The following is an 18,874-nucleotide window of genomic DNA, read 5'->3' on the forward strand; positions in this document are numbered from 1 at the left end:
AAAAAATGAAGTGGACATATGATTGGTTAATTGAATATTTGAAAACAGATGCGTCTGCCGCGCAAATCGCAGATACCCTGACCCGTATCGGGCTTGAAGTCGAAGATTTACAATCCCCCATCCCACCGATTGCGGCAAAAATCGTTGAATGCAAACCGCACGAAAACAGCGATCATCTGCATGTGTTGATGGTGGACGATGGTACGGGTACTTTGCGCCAGGTTGTATGTGGCGCACCCAACGCGCACGTGGGATTAATATCTGCGCTGGCTGTGCCGGGCTGTGTTATTGACGGACATGAAATCGCGTCCGGTAAATTGCGCGGTGTTGTATCAAATGGAATGATGTGCTCTGCCCGCGAATTGGGTATTGGTGATGACCACAGTGGTATTATCGAATTACCATCTGATACAAAAATTGGCACACCAGTTGTTGATGCAAAAACAGTTTTTGATGCCGGCATTACACCAAACCGTCCAGATTATTTGTCGGTTCGCGGTATTGCGCGTGACTTGTCTGCGGCGGGGCTGGGTGAATATATCGCACCAAATGACCCAGAATTTAAAAATATTGCGCCCGCGCGTTCTGTCAAACTTGAAACCGACAAATGTCGTGCGTATAAAATGATTGAAATTCACGGCATAACTGTGAACCCCAGTGACAAGAAAATCGCATCGCGCCTGGCGGCGATTGGTATAAATCCGAAAAACGCACCAATCGATGCGACGAACTATATCTGTTATGATATGGCGCAACCTATGCACTGTTTTGACGCAGACGAAATCAATGGCGACATTATTGTGCGTATGGCACAAACTAATGAAAAATTCACAGACCTGTTCGGCAACGAACACCAATTGTCCGAAACCGATATGGTTATTACCGACGCGTCTGGAATTCTGGCATTGGCGGGTGTTATTGGTGGCGCGCGCGGGTCTACAACGGATAAAACAAAAAATATTATTCTGGAATCGGCGTATTTTGACCCGGTATCTGTTCGTAAATCTGCAAAAAGATTAGGGATATCGACCGATGCGTCATATCGTTATGAACGCGGCATTGACCCGACTATAACGGGCGTGGCCGCTATGCGTGCTGCCCAGATTATAATGGATGCGTGCGGTGGTAAAATTGTTGGTGCATACGCCGCCGGCACAGACACAGCGCCAGACGTTAAAATCAAATACACGCCGTCATATTTCATGAAAAAGACCGGCTTTGATATCCCATCTGATACCCAGCATGAAATCTTGACCCGTCTGGGGTATAAAATCAAGGCATCAGGGGACAATTGGATATTAACGCCACCACCGGCGCGTGTTGATGTTGAAATCCCAGAAACGGTTGTTGCAGATTTGATTCGTATTTATGGTTATGAAAAAATCGCAACATCGTCTGCGCACACAATTGGTGATGCACGCCCACATGATACGCATGAAATTGATATTAAAAAATTATTGGCATCACGCGGGTTAAACGAATGTCGTTCGTTCGGATTTGGGAATCTGACAATTGAACAGTTGTTGTCAGACAAACCAAACATAAAAATTGCAAACCCAATCACATCGGACTATGACACAATGCGCAATGGCCTGATGTACGGATTGTTGATGGCTGTGTCTAATAATGAAAAGCGCGGATATTCCGATTTAAATCTGTTCGAATTGGGAACTGTTTTTGATGGCGATGCGCCGAATATGCAGCATACTTCACTGTGTATTGTTCGCACGGGCGCAACATCACCAAAGCACTGGGCATCACGCACCCGCAACGTTGATGTTTATGATGTCAAGGCTGACTTGATTGCATTAATGGCGGGTGGCCGTTTTACAATTTCGACAGACGACGCGCCGCGTTGGGCACACCCATATCGCTATGCCGCATTGATGCAGGGTAAAAAGAAAATCGCTGAATTTGGTGAATTGCATCCATCTGTTGCGAAAAAATTACGTATCAAAACAAACACAGTTATCGCGATTGTGGACGATGTTAAAAATCTGCCGTCGCGCAGGGGTGGCATTGAACCACATTTGTCTGAATTTCAACCGATAACGCGTGACTTTGCGTTTATTGTAGATGCGGACACAATGGCGGAAAAATTAACATCCGCCGCACGTTCTGCGGATTCGCGAATAACAGACATTATTGTTTTTGATTCGTTTGAATTACCTGACGGCAAAAAGTCTGTTGCATTTACGATTACAATTCAACCAACTGACAATATGTCTGACACGGATTTGATGACAATTCAAAACGCGGTAATATCTGCGGTTGAAAAAAAGTGCAACGCACAAATCCGCGACAAATAAAACGATTCAAAAAAGCCGGCAAATGCCGGTTTTTTATTTATTTATCTTTTCCATAAATGCCGTGTGGTTTTCCAAATCTGCCGCCGGCACTTCGAATTTCCGATATGGAAAATCACCACCAACCTTGGGGTGGGCCAGCATGGCGGCATGCTGCTTGGCAATAATTTCTGACACATCTGGGGCTGGTGCGGTATTTTCCAGTTCCAGATAAACGCGTGCCAGAATTTCCGAGTCGATTAACGCCCCGTGTGCATCTGCACGCGCCGTCAATGAAATCCCATACCATTTTGCCAGCGCATCCAGCGTATAACTTTTCGGCCCAAACACACGATTACGCGCGATAACCAGTGTATCCATCATCTGTTCACGCGGAATTGTTTTTAACCCTAACTTATTCAATTCAAAGTTTACAAATGGAAAGTCAAAGTCCAATCCGTTATGTGCGACAATCGGGCTGTCGCCAATAAATTCCAAGAACCGCGGTGCAACCTCGCTCATTTTGGGTTTGTCTTCCAAAAACGCGTTCGATATTTTATGAACCATATATGTATCTGGCGGGATAATTTTCCCTTCGGGATTAATATATTCGTGGAAATTATTATCTGTAATATTTCCATCAATTATTTCGACCGCGCCGATTTCAATAACGCGATCGCCACGCATATATTCAAATCCAGTCGTTTCAATGTCAAAGCAGATAACACGTTTCATATCCAATCCCAACCCTTGATAATAATTGTCGCGGGTATTATAATAGAACGGTGGAATTAATGCTAGAAAATCTTAACAATGAACAACGTTTAGCGGTTGAAACAACTGCGGGGCCGCTGTTAGTTCTGTCGGGCGCAGGCACCGGTAAAACCCGTGTTTTAACAACGCGCATTGCATACATATTGAACAAAGGATTATGTAGCAAATATGAAATACTGGCAATGACATTTACGAACAAGGCTGCAAATGAAATGAAGTCGCGTTTAGCGAAGTTGTCAAATGGTCAATGGTATCCAGATGGCGTTTGGTGTGGGACATTTCATTCAATCTGTTTGCGTATATTGCGTGCCAACGCTGAACGTGCAGGCTTGCGCCGCGACTTTATTATCTATGGCGAAGACGACCAGAAAAACGTCATCAAATCATTACTGACGTCATCTACCAAGACGCCCGCCGACTATGTCGAAGAATTTTCCGCAATTAAGGACAAGGGGTTAATAGCACTAAAAAACACAGATAAACTGTTTAACGCATATAATGCAGAATTGATGCGTCTGAACGCGGTTGATTTTGGTGATATTATTTTGCATGTCTTGGAATTATTTGATAAAAATCCCGACATTTTATCACGCTATCAAAACCAATTTAAATATATCCTGGTTGATGAATTCCAGGACACCAACAATGCCCAGATGGAATTTTTGCAAATGTTAACGCGTGGCATTGAATGTCCAAACATATGCTGTGTTGGCGATGACGATCAATCGATTTATTCATGGCGCGGGGCGGAAATCAAACACATATTGAACTTTGAAAAAACGTTCCCAGATGCCCAGATAATTCGCCTGGAAACAAATTATCGCAGTACATCAAACATCCTGAACGCGGCAAATTCCCTTATTCGCCATAACCAGGGCCGCCTGGGCAAAGATTTGCGTGCTGAAAACAAAGATTCAGTTGGCGAACCGGTCTATGTTCTGACCCTGCCGACCGACCGGGACGAAGCGCGCATAATCGCCGACGCAATAATCCGCGAAGACACCACCGATTTTACGAAATTCGCCCTGTTAATTCGCGCGGGCAGTCTGTCCCGCATATTCGAAGAAGAATTTGCATCCCGTGGCATTCCATACAAATTGATTGGCGCGACAAAATTCTATGACCGCATGGAAATCCGCGATGTTATTGCATATTTGCGCCTGCTGGTGTATCCATTTGACGATATGTCTTTTCTGCGTGTGATTGCAAAACCGCGTCGTGGATTTGGGGAACGCGCAATTGCGAACCTGCGCGCGGCGGGTGGCACGCTGATGGACGGATTGCGTAACGCAAAACTTGCACCAAAATTGCGCGCGGCGGCGGACGAATTTTTATCTGCATTTGATTTTGAATGGGCGTCCATATCCCCACGCGACGCGGCAAAAACATTATTGGAACGCACCGGATACATGAAAATGTGGTCTGAATCCAAAGACGCCGACGCACCCGACCGTATATCAAACATCCGCGAATTGTTAACATCGGTTATTTCTAAGTATGACAGCCTGCCCGAATTTTTGGAACAGGCGGCGCTGATGATGACCGACGATAACGATGTAAATGACACGCCACAAAACACCAACACGGTCAGCATAATGACAATTCATGCGGCCAAGGGGTTGGAATTTGACACTGTGTTTCTGCCCGCCTGGGAAGAAGGCATTTTCCCAAATGACCGCGCGATAAACGAAGGCGCCGTCGAAGAAGAACGCCGCCTGGCCTATGTTGCGATAACACGTGCGCGCCGTCGCTGTGTAATATCAAATTCAATGATGCGATTTGTATTTGGGTCGCGCCAATATAATTCACCCAGTCGTTTTATCACCGAAATGGATAATCGCTATCTGGATTTTCAGGGTGGCGCGCCCCGCACATACGCGCCCACATACACTTATAATCCAACCCCCGCGATAAAACCCAAAATTTCACGCCCTGCGTCCCTGGTTGGTAAATTGGTATCGCACGATGAATTGGGTGCGGGTGTTGTTATCGAAGACGCCGGCGCAATTCTGACAATTGCGTTCAAATTGCGTGGCATAAAAAAAGTCGCCCGTGATTTTGTAAAAATTTCCGAATAAAAATACCGGCATTTGCCGGCCTTTTTGTTATTTTTTATTCTTTCTAAATTCATCCAACGACACAACGCGTCCTGGGTCTGGAACAGTCCCTGGTTTTTCATCCAGTGGCAATTCCATATCGTTGTCCGCGGCGGCTGGCTGAATTTTCGTCTGAAAAGACAACATAAAATCAACCGAAGGGTCTTTGAATTCAACCAGTGCTGAAAACGGCACACGAATAAAGAACGGTCGTCCATCAAATGTTAATTGTACCCCAAATTCTTTATCTGAAACATGCAGGTTATTATACGAATACTGCAACACAATTGTCATAATATCTGGATATCGTATACGCAGGAAATCCGGCAACACAACACCACTGTCGCGCGTACGAAACGTGATAAAGAAATGTGTCCCGTCCCCCAGTCCATTAAACTGTGCATGAACCAGTGCATCCTTGACCACTGATTTTAAAGCATTGTCTAACAAAGTTTGATAATCAATACGTGCCATATCTTTTTACCCCGCGCATACTATATTACTTATTTCCCCATTTTCGCAAGCAACAAATACAGCATCTTCGATATTACTGAAAATATCCGGGTCCAGTCCCGTTGCCCACACTTGGGCATTTGATTGTGCCAGTTCGCGAAACATATTTTCCCGTGCGTTTTTATCCAGGTGTGCCGCCGCTTCGTCTAATAAAATAATTGGGCTGCGTCCTGTTTTTGTGTGAACCAGTTTTGCATGTGCCAAAATCAAATCAATAATCACGGTCTTTTGCTGACCTGTACTGGTCAAGTGCGCCGGCAGCCCCAGTTCATTATTAAACACCCCAAAATCAGATTTATGCGGTCCATCCAGAACCATTTTATCGCCAATCAATGTACGGTTTTGTTTTAAATAATCCAGGTATGCGCGTTCTGTGTCGCCGGCCGTCATACCATCAATCAGCATTTTTTCAACAATTCCCATCACAGATACCGCGCACCGCGCCAAAAAATAATTCAGTTCCCCCGCATATTGAATACGTGCCACCGCGACGGCCACGGCCACGCCTGCGATTTGCACATCCAGCGCATCAACCCAGCGCGCATCCGTCCCGGTTTTCAGCGCATACGCGCGTTCGCTTAGTAATTTAGACAACCTGGCTGTCCGTCCTGGATGCGTGGCGTCAAAACTGGCGCACAGTCGGTCAAAAAACGCACGTCGGTCTGCGGCACTGTCTACAAACAGTCTGTCTTCGCGTGGTGTAATCCAAACCACCCGTACATGTCGTGCCAGTTCAGATAATGCCGCATTATCGCCATCAATTTTTGCGCGTCGATTTGCGTCACCCCCAGTGTATTGAACGGAAATTTCTGTATCATCGGCCAGGTTTGCAAAAACACTAAATCCCCCCGAACCATCAAATCGCGCAACATCACCCATACCTGCCCCACGCATGCCACGTTCCCCACCCAGCATGGATACGGCCTCTAACACGGCGGTCTTGCCTGCGCCATTTGGGCCGGTAATAATCACATTGCGCCGTCCATATGTTTCGATACGACACATTGTATGGTTACGAAAATCTGTTAAACTGATACGATTAATCATGCGCCAATAATACAAGAAAAATAACCCACCGTCCAAGAAAAAACGCCCCATATGGGACGTTCTTTTTAATACATAGTCTGCAACACGTGTTTGTTCTTGTCCAGGTTTGACAACATTTTTCCACTGCCACATGCGACACACGCCAATGGATTATCGACCAAGAACGCCGGCAATCCGGTCGCAGCACGAATAGCAACATCCAACCCCCGCAACATAGACCCCCCACCGGTCATTGCAATACCCAAATCTGCAATGTCGGCCGACAGTTCAGGTGGTGTTAATTCCAACGCCTGACGCACTGTGTCAACAATTTTAGACACGGTCTGGGCCAACGCACCTGCGATTTGCGATTCTGTGATAACTGTTTCGCGTGGCGTACCCGACAACAGGTCGCGTCCCTTGATTTTCATGGTCAGTTCGTTCGCCTTGTCCTTTGGGGCGATTGCAGTGCCAATTTTTTTCTTGATATCTTCGGCTGTGTTTTCACCAATCAACAGATTTTTAGATTTGCGTACAAAGTCAATAATATCAACATCCATCTGGTCACCGGCCGTACGAACAGCGTTTGAATAAACAATCCCCCCCAGGGACATAACCGCCACTTCGGTCGTACCGCCACCGATATCCAGCACCATTGAACCAACTGGCTTTTCAACCGGCAATCCTGCGCCAATTGCGGCGGCGGTTGATTCTTCGACGATAAATACTTTGCGTGCGCCGGCGGCGTCTGCGGCCTCTTGAATGGCGCGTCGTTCCACCTGGGTCGCGCATGATGGCACACAAATAATAATCAGTGGTGCGGCCAATGGGTTTTTATGATGAACCTTGCGGATAAAGTATTTAATCATTTCTTCGGCGACTTCAAAGTCTGCGATAACCCCATCGCGCAACGGACGCACCGCAGAAATAGTACCCGGTGTACGGCCGAACATCTGTTTAGCCTCAGTCCCCACGGCCAGGATTTCTTTGCGCCCCATCAGACGATTTTCAGCCACCGCCACAACCGATGGTTCGTTCAAGACAATACCGCGTCCCTTGACATAAATCAGTGTGTTTGCCGTCCCCAAATCAATTGCCATATCTGCTGAAAAGAATTTCATCAACCAGTTATACATATTTTTCCCCATAAATTACGATTTTTTTGAACTATAAATCACGATATTCAAAAAATCAAGACGCCCCCATAAATTTATTTGATTTACAGGATATTATGGTATTATACGCACATTATGAAACGTGATACGATTAAAAATCATTCTGACTTTGCGATGGGTGAAAACGACCCCGTGGCAAAAAGTGCATATTTCCTGGTGCGTGCAAAAAATGCAAAATTCCCAGGTGATGCGCGCTATGGCATGATTGTGACTAAAAAAACATTTAAACACGCGGTTGACCGCAACCGTGCAAAACGCATGTTGCGTGATTGGCTGGCATTTAATGAACATATGCTGCGTCCTGAATGGGATTATGTGTTTATAATTCGTCGTGCGATAATTGATGCCGACCGAACATCTGGCCGCGTTGCAATGAAAAAGGCCCTAAATTATCTGCGTAAACAGGAAATAAATGCCCAATAACCTGTCACTAATTCAACGCGTGGCGATTTGTATGGTGCGTTTTTATCAGTGCGCCTTGTCGCCGATATTTGGCGGTCGTGCGGCGTGTCGTTTTACCCCCAGTTGCAGTGAATATACCCGTCAATCGATTGAAAAATATGGCGCGATACGTGGGTGTTGGATGGGGTTAAAACGTATATGTCGTTGTCGTCCGGGTGGTGGCTGTGGCTACGACCCTGTTCCTTGACAAAGGGCATCAATGTGGTACAATTTAAACTATGCATGACTGCAATTTATACATAAAGGATTAACTATGTCATTTCGTGCAACCGTTGAATCTATGTCAAAAATCATGGACGATATGGGCATAACTGAACTTGATTTGGAACGTCAGTTTTTATTCGGCGTATATCGTAAACACATCCATTTGTCCAAGCAACAGGCACTGGCCATTGCGCCGACAACCACATCATCGGATGCACCGGTTGCAAAGTCTGAAACCGCTGCGCCATCAATTAATGGCTATGCGTTAAAGTCCCCAATGGTTGGGGTTGTTTACTTGGCACCTGAACCCGGCGCAGATGCATTTGTCACAGTCGGACAACAGATACACGCCGGCGACACAGTTGCCCTGGTCGAAGCGATGAAGACCTTTAACCCAATCAAATCGGACCGTGATGGTGTTGTCAAAGAAATCTTGGTTTCTGACGGCGCGGCGGTCGAATTTGACCAGGCCTTGGTTGTAATTGAATAAAAGCATACACAATGCCACAAATAAAAAAAGTTTTAATTGCAAATCGTGGGGAAATTGCCCTGCGTATTATTCGCGCGTGTCGCGATATGGGAATCCGCACGGTTGCGGTTTATTCGACGGTTGATCGTGATGCAATGCATGTGCAACTTGCGGATGAATCTGTATGTATTGGACCGGGGCCGGCCCGTGATTCTTATTTGAATGAATCTGCGATATTGACGGCGGCATTATTAACAAATTCTGATGCGATTCACCCTGGATACGGATTTTTATCTGAACGTGCTGACTTTGCGCACAAGGTTGAACAGCATGGCATGATTTGGATTGGCCCGTCGCCCGATATGATAACCAAAATGGGGGACAAGGTTAACGCCAAGAAAACCGCCATTGAATGTGGCCTGCCGGTTGTGCCGGGGTCTGATGGCGCGGTTGATTCATTGGAACATGCGCTGGAAATTGCTGAAAAAATTGGATATCCAGTAATGTTAAAGGCATCTGCCGGCGGCGGTGGTCGCGGAATGCGCCCTGTACACAACGTTGACGAAATGGCGGACGCATACCAACTTACCAAGAACGAGGCTGCATCCGCATTCGGCGACGACACATTATATATGGAAAAGCTGTTGACCCACCCGCGTCATATTGAATTTCAGGTTCTGGGCGACAAACACGGTAACGTTGTAATCTTTGGCGAACGCGATTGTTCCCTGCAACGCCGCAATCAAAAGGTTATGGAAGAATGTCCCGCCGCCATTTTAACCCAGAAACAGCGCGACGATATGATTGAAATCTGTAAGTCTGCCGCCAAAAAAATGGGCTATACGAATGCCGGCACATTTGAATTTATGTTCGAAGATGGCAAATTCTATTTCTTGGAAATGAACACGCGATTACAGGTTGAACATCCTGTGACCGAAATGGTATATGGTGTTGACCTGGTTCGTGAACAGATTCGCATTGCCGCCGGGGAAAAACTGGGATACACACAATCGAACGTAATTCCAAACGGTCATGCAATTGAATTTCGTATCAATGCCGAAGATTCTGAAACATTTATCCCAAATCCAGGCAAAATAACATTGTATGCACCGTCGGGCGGTTTGGGTGTCCGTGTGGACAGTGCGGTCTACACCGGATATACAATTCCGCCGACATATGATTCAATGATTGCGAAATTAATTGTTCACGCGCAAAGTCGCCCTGCGTGCATTATGCGTGCGACGCGTGCGCTGGATGAATTTGTTATCGAAGGGGTAAAAACCACAATCCCCTTGCAACAACGCCTGTTAAAGAACAAGGATGTCAAGCAACTAAACTTTGACAACAAATGGCTGGAAAAGTTTTTAAGCAAAGACGAATAAAATCCCCCGTTCGGGGGATTTTTTACTTCGCTAAACTTTTATTTATCTAAGCCCAGTCAAGATTGATTCTAATTTTTCTGGCATGTTCCATACTGATTGCGGGTATAACCAGTATCGCACTTTAACATACATGCTGTACCCCATGCCTCGTACCCCTTGGCACTGCCAAAATCATTACACTTACAATGTGAATTAACGTATTGTTTGCCGTTACCAATATCGGTGTCCGCTGCCGCCGTTGCGACATATGTTGAATTGTCCGGACATAATAATGACTGATAGAACATAGAAGAAATACCTTCTATGTATTGATTTTCTGTTGCGGGGGTTGTTGTACTTGAACATTCGCTGTTATTGTCAACTTTACCATCCTGATTTGCGTCATAACACAACTTTACATCACTGTTATAAAACACCGCATACGCACACGTCAATGCGACATTCCGGCACGCGCCACGCATAACGTTATAAATACTGCTGACACTGGCACTGGAAGACCATGCGTTTACCTGGGTCACCTGTTGGTTATAGCATTGTGCAATATCAACCATACAACTGGACGCATAATCTGAAATTGCCTGGTTTTGCGCGGCGCGAATATTTGTCATGGCGCGCTGAACATAGTTTACAACAACATCATTGTATGGTTCGTACGTACCATCGGCGTTGTATGTGTATCGCTGGCATTTATCCAAAACAGCGCGACACAGACCTTCGTCTGTTACATTTTGTTTTGTACCAATTTTTTGTAATAAATATTTTGCAACGCATGAACCGTCATTGCCACCGTCGGCACTATCCGATGATGTTTTTGCACAGCCGTCTGATGTGCTGTCACTAATGGTTTGGTTTTCATACGCGTTTTTTAAAAAATCATCATCAATCTTTGCGTTATTGTACCCCGCCATAAATGTGGTAATATCTGAAATATTTTGCCCCAGAACAACTTCGCCATTTTCGTCGATATATTTTTTTGTTGGGTCAACACATTTGAAATAGTTTTCGCCACAAACCATATCGTCTTTCATGCACGCTTCCAGTGCGCCGATACATCCCTTGGCATCATATGTATTTTTATTTTGCAACACGGCCAATCGCGCCTTTTGCAACATACGGTTTGCACTGCGCACATTAGACACCAGTGTTTCATTCATTTTTTTCAAACCGTTTTCATATGCCACGCAATCCTTGTCAATCGCCAGGTCATAATTCCCTGTAATTTGGCCGGGCGTTGCGCCTGCACTTTTGCATTGGGTCAATATAGTATTACAGCGTCTTTTTGCTGCATTATATAACTCGCGCCCGCGCAGGTTTGAAAAACTGCTGGTCGAATCTGTGTTCAGAAAATCCAGACTGAACATATCGGCCGTATCCGACGTAAAATCTAAATCCATATCCAGACCAATCGACGTATCAGAATAATAAGATGAATTCGATACCGGATCGCGGATTAAATCTTCAATTTCTTCCAGCATATTGCGTGTTTCAGACGTGTCAACCGCCCCCGATAGGGCTTCTTCGGCCTCAGTCTCGGTCATAATTGCGCGAATTTCATCCGCAGATAATCCGACGTATCTGATACGTTGTGCAACCTCGTTCAATTGTGCATTTGCGTCTTTGACGGCGGTTTCCACCTTGGTATATTGGCTCAGGTTTGCCGAACATGAACAGCGTCCCTGATTTGCGTCAACAACCGCGCAGAACTGATCCATACATTCGTTATACTGTTCCTGGCATGATTTATTCAGTGTTGCTGTTTGTTCCAGGCGACTGGTTGCCTCTGCAATACTTTCGGCGGTGGCTTTGGCTGCTGCGCGCGATTTAACATTGCGTACCGCTTCGTCTATGTTCGAACCGGTCTGGACGCCTGTGTCATCAATTACGGCGCGTCCGCCAACCTCGGCCGTGCTGGGCCGCAGAACCAGTCCAGCCCGTCGCACTGTGGGATTGTTGTTGATACTGGCATCCGACACGCGTTTATTGCGCCCGACTGTGTTCACGGTCGCTTCTAAATTCGAGCGCGCGGAATTAACATCTGTCTTGCCTGTGCTAACTGCGCGTGAAATTACCCCGGTGCGTGATTGAGCGACGTTATTGTTGTTGTCGCCCGAAAAAACACGTGATACCGCCCCGCGCGTCTGAACAGTTGTGCGTGACGATGTTGTACGCGCCGTTGATTCTGTGGGTTTTGCGGTGTCTTTACCTGTTGGAATTGCACGTGACACAGTCGCCCCATCTGCAAATGCAGCGGGCGCAACAATCATCAACGCCAAAAAACACGTCAGCAGTTTTTTCATTCTCTTGCGCGAATTATATCATAAAAAAACAATTAAGTCAGTTAAAAAGTCAATCGTAACCCGGCTGAAATAAAAGGTGTTTTTGATGTTAATCCACCTGATATCCACCCGTCTACATTTTCGCTGTATTTATACCGGAACGAAGCAATCCCCATATGGTCGATAAAGTCATCCACATCTGATTGCCACACGCCTGTGTCTGACATCATATACGTCACAGAAACACTGTACCGCAGTAAATCATAACTGACCCCTGTTCCAACGACGAATCCGTCTGAAATATCGCCGACTGGGTTGTTATCATAAATCACACGTCCCGACAATCCCCAAACCCAACTGTTGTATTGCAGGTTCATTCCCATTGACATCTGTGCACGCCAATCGGCGGTGACGCCTGGGGTGTACACTTCGTTATCAAAATCGCGTGGATTATCCATAAACGACATCCCCAGCGCATATGCGGTCTTGACCTTGCCTGATGGGCGACGTATTTTTAACCCTGCGTCCACTGCCCAGTCATAGTTATTTGCAAACCCAGATGCGGAAATACCATACTGTGCGCCATTTGTTGGCGTTGATACAATATTAACACGCGGGTCAGACCGCCCAGATGTCAGTGTTGTATCTGCGATAATTGGGCCATCTGGGATAATTTTTTCATTATACAACGGTCGGTCATTTATGCGCAGTCCCCCAACGTCCGGCAATCCAACCCCCAGTTTTCGTGCAATTGAATCCGTTAAACCAAATTCGACGCGCCCCAATTCACGCGATTCAATATATCCAAACACTTCACGCGACAGGTTACCTTTGTCCAACGCCGCTTTGTCCAGTGCGTAAACCGCCCCAATTTTATAGTCATCATTTGCCGCGTACGTTAATTGTGCGCGCCCGCGCCAATCCCCAATCCCCAGTGGTGTTTCAAAGTCTGGATTAATCACCCCGCCCGTTGCATATCCGGTAAGTTTTGCGGAAAATTTTCCCATATCATATTGCAACGCATGTGCCACATTTGGCATCAAAACACACATTGCCAAAGCGGCATATATTTTCATTAATTTGAACATTTAATTTTGTTCCCCTGTTTCCTTTAAAATCGCATCACGCAGTTTGTTATATGCGCGTTCTTCGATTTGGCGTACGCGTTCACGCGAAATGCCATATTTCTGGGACAGCGATTCCAACGTCGCCACTGGTTGTTGTAATCGGCGTGCGGTTAAAATTGCGCGGTCGCGTTCTGACATTTTTTCCAAATGTTTTTTCAATAAATCATATCCGCGTCGGCGAAATTCGATTTGTTCCAGTGTTTCTTCAATTGTCTCGCGCCCGTCCGTCATATTCGACAGGATATCCGTCGCCCCATCTTCGGAATTCAGTGGCGCATTCAGCGAAACATCGCGTGCCCCAACACGTGTTGCCATGCGTTCCACGTCGCGTTCCGGCACGTCCAGGTATTCGGCAATTTGTTTTGTCTGCTCGTCTGACAGATTGTTATCCATAATCCCCAACGCCCGTTTTGCCCGTGCCAGATTAAAGAACACACGCTTTTGATTTGCACTTGTTCCAATTCGCACAATAGACCAGTTGTTTAAAATTGTTTCATAAATCTCGGCCTTGATCCAGAACATCGCATATGTAGAAAACCGAAACCCTTTGTCTGGGTCAAATTTTTGTAATGCCTGCATCAGCCCCATATTACCACTGGCGATTAATTCGCCGACGGGAATTCCATAGTTCTTATAGTCATACGCCACCGACACCACCAGGCGCAGATGACTGGCCACCAATTTTTCCGCTGCAAACTTGTCCTGGTTTTGCACCCATTTTGTGGCGTATTCATATTCTTGTTCTGCGGTCAGGACAGGAATTTTTTGCACATTTTGAATATACTGTGCCAGCGACGTATCATCGCTGACGCCACGTGCGGCAACGATATTGGTATTATTTTTTGCTGGTAATGTGGTCTTGATTTCCTTGCTCATAACTTTTATAGTATATCATAAATTAATAATTATCAAGCACAGGAGAATAGTATCATGGCAACCATGCTGGAAAGAAATAAAAAAGTCAAAGCCCCACAAAAAACCCGCGCCGAACATATGGAAGACGCCCTTTATCGCGAGGTTTGGGAAGATGTCAACAACGAAAAAACGATGCAGTTTATCAAAAAATATTCCAAGCATATGATGGTTGCTGCCCTGATGATTTTGATTGTTGCAACGGGTATCCAGATTGGTATTCGTACACATCGTGCAAACAAAATTGCGACTGCAAACGCCTATGAAATGGCGATTGAAAACCGGGATGCAAATGCATTGGCGGCGTTGGCGGATAATGCGTCGGGCGCAACGGCGGATCTGGCCTTGTTCCAGGCATATTTGTTGGACAACGATGTAAACAAATTGGAAAAATTGGCAAACGACGGCAATACACGTGATTTTCGTGATTTAGCACGCCTGCATATTGTGGGTATCCGTGGCGATGATATGACGGCCCAGGATATGAAAAAATACCTGTCTGATATGGATTCAAAATCATCACCATTTTATTACAGTGCGCGTATAACACTGGCCCAGAAATATTTATCAGAAAACAACACATCTGCTGCGAATGAAATTCTGGACGAAATAATTGCCGATAAAAATGCGCCATCAACAATTGCGGCAACCGCGGCGACACTGCGTTAATGGTGATTATTATGCGTCGGATTATTGCGATTTTGTGCTGTTTATTTGCGGTTGCGTCCTGTGACAAGCATGACCCAATTTTGCCAGGCACGCGTACACCAATTTTTGACACAGACCGTGTAAGCGTTCAAAACAAAGTCATTGAACAGATACCAGAATCTGCGCATATTGTCGATAATTCCGATTGTCCCTATACGCGCGATTCAGACAATGTTGTATGGGATGGTACGCGCAAAATTTTCAGTGGTTTTCCAACAAACAATACTGTATCGGCCCCCGTTCATCCTGTTTGCAGTGGCAAATATGTCTATGTGGGCCTGTCGACCGGTGAACTTGTAAAAATAAACCCAAAAAATCGCCAGATTATGTGGATTGCAGACATTTATCGTGCCAGCAATATGACCGGTGGCGCATCGATGGTTGATATTATTGCACCCGTTGTCCCCTATGGCGATTCCGTCTATGTGGGTGGTTTGGCGGATGCGTTTTGTCGTGTAAATGCGTCCACAGGTGCAAAAAAATGGTGTGTAAATATCGGTGTTGCATCACCATTTGTGATTGCGGGTGATTACGCGTTTGTTGTTGGTACAGATTCGAACCTGTACGCGGTATCTTTGCGTGACGGGACGGTTTTTTGGCGTACAGATGTAGAATCACAAACGGGCGCAACCTATGCAAATGGGCGCATAACGGTTGGCCGCGAAGTGTTTAATGCATCAGACGGCAAAAAAATACTGGACAAATAAAAAAATATATTATATCATTCGTCCGCTATTAAGGCTTCGGGTGTTTAGCTCAGTTGATTAGAGCATCTCGTTTACACCGAGAGGGTCGGGGGTTTGAGTCCCTCAACACCCACCAAAAATTAAACCGCCACACGGCGGATTTTTTATCCAAAAATTCACGGTTATTTATAAATCAAAGGGATTATTATATGATTTTTGAAAGGGGATGGTTTTTGCATAAAATGAACAAACATGCACCGCGTGGCTATAAATTTGTTGCAATTGGCGACGAAGGGCGCATTGCGATGTATGCGCCGGAATTTATGGGAAATCAGTCGCCGATTGGTCCTTTTTTATCGTGTTTTTCATTTGATTTATTGGACAATGTTTATGGTGGTTTGATGACGCGTCGTTCGTCCCATATGTCCCAGGGTGCATTGCCGATTGATTACATTTATTCATATGAATTGACGCGCCCACAAAACGTATCGCCGGATGCCAAGTATGAAATATATCGTTCTGTCGCCGCCCAGCATATGCGTACATACTGTCGTCCACATCCAATAATGATACGAAAAAATGCGATTTTGGTTCAGGGTATGTTGGATAAAAATGCATATTTACCAGATTTTTTGCATTCACGTGTTAAAGACTATGTTAACAAGTGCGTGTGGTATGCCATTGAACGCGTATTTTCATCCATGATGATTTGTGATATGAAATACTATCAATCCGAATACAGAAAAAAGATGGATGAGCTGGGTATTGAATATGGTCGCAAATTTGGTGTTTTGGATATTGAGAAAAAGACCTTTGAAAAACGTTATGCAGAATTGACCGCCAAAATCGAAGAATTGCAATATGATATCTTGCCGCGCCAGGAAAAATCACTGGAACGCGCGATTTCGCGCGAAGCGACGCCTGAAAAACAGCAAACCCTGCAAAAGCAATTAGATGCATCAAAAACAAAATTGTCTGAATTTACGCGGGAAAAGCAAAGCCTTGAACCCAACATGTACGATTCCCCGGCCCAGCATATGTTACCGGGTGTATTCTTTGACCGTGGTACGCCGGTTATACCAAAATTGCCACGTAATAAAGTAATGCAAATGTTACAGTTGTTGTGCATGCGTGAAACAAAATTAAAAAATAAATAGTTTAAAAGCCCGGAAATCCGGGCGTTAATTTTTTTGTGTTTTTTAATAATATGGTCTAGAATAAACACGGTAATAAAACAAAGGGGAAAATATGAAAAGAACGATTTCAATTTTTGCGGTTTTGGCATTGGTTTCGGCCTGCACGACCGTTAATCCATATACAGGCCAGACACAAACGGCAAAATCCACATGGGGCACTGCAATTGGCGCGGCGACCGGCGCCCTGATTGGCAGCACGCAAAGCAGCGAAGGTGCATTAATCGGTGGCCTGGCGGGTGCGGCCGTTGGTGGCGGTGTTGGTTATTATCTGGATGTCCAGGCGGCGGAACTGCGCGCGGAACTGGTGTCAACCGGGGTTCAGGTTGTCGAAGATTCTGACAGTATTCGTTTAATTATGCCGGGCAATATCACATTTAAAACGGATTCTGCGGATATAAATTCATCGTTCTATCCGGTTTTAAATTCGGTTGCGCGCGTTTTGAACAAGTATTCAAATTCAACAGTTATGGTATCCGGCCATACCGACAGCACCGGCAGTGCCGATTACAATCTGAAACTGTCGCGTGAACGTGCAGGGTCTGTGGCTGCATACCTCCAGGGCCAGGGTGTAAAACAATCCCGGTTCGAGGTTATGGGGCTGGGGTCATCTAATCCAATCGCGTCGAATTCAACTGTCGATGGTCGCGCGTTGAACCGTCGTGTTGAAATCAAGATTATTCCAAATAAATAAGAAAAAACCGGCAATCGCCGGTTTTTTTAGTTTGTATAATAACAATCGCCCGAATATTCACCACTGCCACTGTCATCAGAAAACGTGTTGCCCGATGGGATAAAGCATTCGGTAACACTGGTTGCGCCCGGTCCAGTGGTTGTGCCATATACCCCGCCTGACGATGGGCAACGATAACACCCGGCAAAGTAATCCCCGTATTGTTCTGTATATGTGTATGTTGGTGTGCCGTAATATCCTGTGTCGCATAGCAGTGTCCCAGTTGCAATTAGATTATCCCCGCCATAAACACCACAGTTACACGAATATGTACTTTCGCCACAATCCAGACTGATTTGTCGTGTAAATGATGTTTGGTATGTACCGGCTGATAACGCAGGTTGATATACGTATCCATCGGGTGTTGTTGCTGTACCACTACAAAAACTGCATATGTTATCACAGGTGCTGTCGGGTGTTTGTTGGTTCTTGCATGTGCTCAGGTAACAGGCCGCCGGATTTAGTGTAATCGCAAACGCATTTCCGGTCACCATTATCGCCGTTGTTAAAAATAAAATTTTTTTCATTTTCTATCTCCCTTTGTTTTGAAAAAACAAAACCGTCAAATTTGACGGTCGGGAAGTTAGAAAAATCATAATTTGGAATGACCTTGTGGATTTCGTGCGTATGCACTGTTTTATAGCCACAACTTCCCGACCAATTCGGTCGGGATACAGAAAAAGTTGGCGTAATAAACGCCTTCTAATATTCTGATCGGATAACAGCGCACTTCTGCACCGCCAAATTATGGGATTTTCTAAGTCCCGAACCCAACTTCCACTTGGATTCATATGTATTATATGCCACCGCAATCAAAAACACAATTGCTTATATAAATAAAATTTAGTGGCGG

The 18,874-nt window shown here is 45.5% G+C and carries 18 protein-coding genes and 1 tRNA gene; 11 read left to right on the forward strand and 8 right to left on the reverse strand.

Annotation, left to right across the window (positions count from 1 at the left end):
• Positions 1-5 precede the first annotated feature (5 nt).
• Entirely contained in the window at positions 6-2,309 is a 2,304-nt protein-coding gene (locus E7008_03820) for a phenylalanine--tRNA ligase subunit beta (protein ID MBE6457042.1), read from the forward strand.
• Between the two features lie 33 nt (positions 2,310-2,342).
• Here the strand turns inward: E7008_03820 and E7008_03825 are convergent, their stop codons facing one another.
• Positions 2,343-3,020: a DNA polymerase III subunit epsilon gene (locus tag E7008_03825; protein ID MBE6457043.1), complete on the reverse strand. Its 678-nt coding sequence runs from the start codon at positions 3,018-3,020 to the stop codon at positions 2,343-2,345.
• A gap of 59 nt (positions 3,021-3,079) precedes the next feature.
• On the opposite strand from E7008_03825, the gene E7008_03830 reads away from it, so the two are divergent.
• A complete protein-coding gene (locus E7008_03830; protein ID MBE6457044.1) occupies positions 3,080-5,137 on the forward strand; it encodes a DNA helicase II in 2,058 nt (685 codons plus the stop codon).
• Positions 5,138-5,164: 27 nt separating this feature from the next.
• On the opposite strand, the gene E7008_03835 is transcribed toward E7008_03830, so the two are convergent.
• Genes E7008_03835 through E7008_03845 form a run of 3 tightly spaced genes read right to left on the reverse strand, consistent with a single transcriptional unit; the run spans position 5,165 to position 7,830 of the window.
• Complete coding sequence (locus E7008_03835) at positions 5,165-5,629, reverse strand: hypothetical protein (GenBank protein ID MBE6457045.1); 465 nt, start codon at positions 5,627-5,629, stop codon at positions 5,165-5,167.
• A 6-nt stretch (positions 5,630-5,635) separates the two neighbouring features.
• Positions 5,636-6,847 (reverse strand): hypothetical protein, encoded by a 1,212-nt coding sequence (locus tag E7008_03840; protein MBE6457046.1) that lies wholly within the window; start codon positions 6,845-6,847, stop codon positions 5,636-5,638.
• Positions 6,781-7,830 carry a rod shape-determining protein gene (locus tag E7008_03845; protein ID MBE6457047.1) on the reverse strand — a complete coding sequence of 350 codons (1,050 nt, stop codon included), beginning with the start codon at positions 7,828-7,830 and terminating at the stop codon, positions 6,781-6,783. Before E7008_03845 ends, E7008_03840 begins: the two co-directional genes overlap by 67 nt.
• A gap of 114 nt (positions 7,831-7,944) precedes the next feature.
• Here E7008_03845 and rnpA point away from each other — a divergent pair, with 114 nt between their 5' ends.
• The 4 genes from rnpA (at position 7,945) to accC (ending at position 10,386) form a co-directional block, all read left to right on the forward strand.
• Complete coding sequence (rnpA, locus tag E7008_03850; protein MBE6457048.1) at positions 7,945-8,292, forward strand: ribonuclease P protein component; 348 nt, start codon at positions 7,945-7,947, stop codon at positions 8,290-8,292.
• 10 nt (positions 8,293-8,302) lie between these two features.
• Positions 8,303-8,518, forward strand: a complete 216-nt coding sequence (yidD, locus tag E7008_03855) for a membrane protein insertion efficiency factor YidD (protein MBE6457049.1) — start codon at positions 8,303-8,305, stop codon at positions 8,516-8,518.
• A gap of 66 nt (positions 8,519-8,584) precedes the next feature.
• The gene (locus E7008_03860; GenBank protein ID MBE6457050.1) at positions 8,585-9,025 is read left to right on the forward strand and encodes an acetyl-CoA carboxylase, biotin carboxyl carrier protein; all 441 of its coding nucleotides are present in this window, start codon (positions 8,585-8,587) and stop codon (positions 9,023-9,025) included.
• Positions 9,026-9,036: 11 nt separating this feature from the next.
• Complete coding sequence (gene accC, locus E7008_03865; GenBank protein MBE6457051.1) at positions 9,037-10,386, forward strand: acetyl-CoA carboxylase biotin carboxylase subunit; 1,350 nt, start codon at positions 9,037-9,039, stop codon at positions 10,384-10,386.
• Positions 10,387-10,454: 68 nt separating this feature from the next.
• Here the strand turns inward: accC and E7008_03870 are convergent, their stop codons facing one another.
• The 3 genes from E7008_03870 to E7008_03880 are packed head-to-tail and all read right to left on the reverse strand — an operon-like array spanning position 10,455 to position 14,665.
• A complete protein-coding gene (locus E7008_03870) occupies positions 10,455-12,683 on the reverse strand; it encodes a hypothetical protein (GenBank protein ID MBE6457052.1) in 2,229 nt (742 codons plus the stop codon).
• A gap of 41 nt (positions 12,684-12,724) precedes the next feature.
• The gene (locus E7008_03875) at positions 12,725-13,750 is read right to left on the reverse strand and encodes a hypothetical protein (GenBank protein MBE6457053.1); all 1,026 of its coding nucleotides are present in this window, start codon (positions 13,748-13,750) and stop codon (positions 12,725-12,727) included.
• A complete protein-coding gene (locus E7008_03880; protein ID MBE6457054.1) occupies positions 13,751-14,665 on the reverse strand; it encodes a sigma-70 family RNA polymerase sigma factor in 915 nt (304 codons plus the stop codon).
• A 54-nt stretch (positions 14,666-14,719) separates the two neighbouring features.
• Between E7008_03880 and E7008_03885 the strand changes: the two genes are divergently transcribed.
• The 5 genes from E7008_03885 to E7008_03905 all read left to right on the forward strand — a co-directional run bounded on the left by E7008_03885 (position 14,720) and on the right by E7008_03905 (position 17,982).
• A complete protein-coding gene (locus tag E7008_03885) occupies positions 14,720-15,370 on the forward strand; it encodes a hypothetical protein (protein MBE6457055.1) in 651 nt (216 codons plus the stop codon).
• The gene (locus tag E7008_03890; GenBank protein MBE6457056.1) at positions 15,370-16,116 is read left to right on the forward strand and encodes a hypothetical protein; all 747 of its coding nucleotides are present in this window, start codon (positions 15,370-15,372) and stop codon (positions 16,114-16,116) included. The genes E7008_03885 and E7008_03890 overlap by 1 nt, the downstream gene beginning before the upstream one ends.
• Positions 16,117-16,154: 38 nt before the next feature.
• Positions 16,155-16,231 (forward strand) — tRNA-Val (locus tag E7008_03895).
• A gap of 73 nt (positions 16,232-16,304) precedes the next feature.
• Complete coding sequence (locus E7008_03900) at positions 16,305-17,252, forward strand: hypothetical protein (GenBank protein ID MBE6457057.1); 948 nt, start codon at positions 16,305-16,307, stop codon at positions 17,250-17,252.
• 91 nt (positions 17,253-17,343) lie between these two features.
• Positions 17,344-17,982, forward strand: a complete 639-nt coding sequence (locus E7008_03905; GenBank protein ID MBE6457058.1) for a glycine zipper 2TM domain-containing protein — start codon at positions 17,344-17,346, stop codon at positions 17,980-17,982.
• 26 nt (positions 17,983-18,008) lie between these two features.
• Here the strand turns inward: E7008_03905 and E7008_03910 are convergent, their stop codons facing one another.
• A complete protein-coding gene (locus tag E7008_03910) occupies positions 18,009-18,548 on the reverse strand; it encodes a hypothetical protein (protein ID MBE6457059.1) in 540 nt (179 codons plus the stop codon).
• Positions 18,549-18,874: the final 326 nt, after the last annotated feature.

Source organism: Alphaproteobacteria bacterium, assembly GCA_015062495.1.
In the GTDB taxonomy this organism is placed as follows: Bacteria; Pseudomonadota; Alphaproteobacteria; order Rs-D84; family Rs-D84; genus Enterousia.

What these genes read in the sequence shown, in the direction of transcription:
- E7008_03820 (MBE6457042.1), top strand. Translation starts at nt 6, where the DNA reads ATGAAGTGGACATATGATTGGTTAATTGAATATTTGAAAACAGATGCG.
- E7008_03825 (MBE6457043.1), bottom strand. Translation starts at nt 3,020, where the DNA reads ATGAAACGTGTTATCTGCTTTGACATTGAAACGACTGGATTTGAATAT.
- E7008_03830 (MBE6457044.1), top strand. Translation starts at nt 3,080, where the DNA reads ATGCTAGAAAATCTTAACAATGAACAACGTTTAGCGGTTGAAACAACT.
- E7008_03835 (MBE6457045.1), bottom strand. Translation starts at nt 5,629, where the DNA reads ATGGCACGTATTGATTATCAAACTTTGTTAGACAATGCTTTAAAATCA.
- E7008_03840 (MBE6457046.1), bottom strand. Translation starts at nt 6,847, where the DNA reads ATGTGGCAGTGGAAAAATGTTGTCAAACCTGGACAAGAACAAACACGT.
- E7008_03845 (MBE6457047.1), bottom strand. Translation starts at nt 7,830, where the DNA reads ATGTATAACTGGTTGATGAAATTCTTTTCAGCAGATATGGCAATTGAT.
- rnpA (MBE6457048.1), top strand. Translation starts at nt 7,945, where the DNA reads ATGAAACGTGATACGATTAAAAATCATTCTGACTTTGCGATGGGTGAA.
- E7008_03860 (MBE6457050.1), top strand. Translation starts at nt 8,585, where the DNA reads ATGTCATTTCGTGCAACCGTTGAATCTATGTCAAAAATCATGGACGAT.
- accC (MBE6457051.1), top strand. Translation starts at nt 9,037, where the DNA reads ATGCCACAAATAAAAAAAGTTTTAATTGCAAATCGTGGGGAAATTGCC.
- E7008_03870 (MBE6457052.1), bottom strand. Translation starts at nt 12,683, where the DNA reads ATGAAAAAACTGCTGACGTGTTTTTTGGCGTTGATGATTGTTGCGCCC.
- E7008_03875 (MBE6457053.1), bottom strand. Translation starts at nt 13,750, where the DNA reads ATGTTCAAATTAATGAAAATATATGCCGCTTTGGCAATGTGTGTTTTG.
- E7008_03880 (MBE6457054.1), bottom strand. Translation starts at nt 14,665, where the DNA reads ATGAGCAAGGAAATCAAGACCACATTACCAGCAAAAAATAATACCAAT.
- E7008_03885 (MBE6457055.1), top strand. Translation starts at nt 14,720, where the DNA reads ATGGCAACCATGCTGGAAAGAAATAAAAAAGTCAAAGCCCCACAAAAA.
- E7008_03890 (MBE6457056.1), top strand. Translation starts at nt 15,370, where the DNA reads ATGGTGATTATTATGCGTCGGATTATTGCGATTTTGTGCTGTTTATTT.
- E7008_03900 (MBE6457057.1), top strand. Translation starts at nt 16,305, where the DNA reads ATGATTTTTGAAAGGGGATGGTTTTTGCATAAAATGAACAAACATGCA.
- E7008_03905 (MBE6457058.1), top strand. Translation starts at nt 17,344, where the DNA reads ATGAAAAGAACGATTTCAATTTTTGCGGTTTTGGCATTGGTTTCGGCC.
- E7008_03910 (MBE6457059.1), bottom strand. Translation starts at nt 18,548, where the DNA reads ATGAAAAAAATTTTATTTTTAACAACGGCGATAATGGTGACCGGAAAT.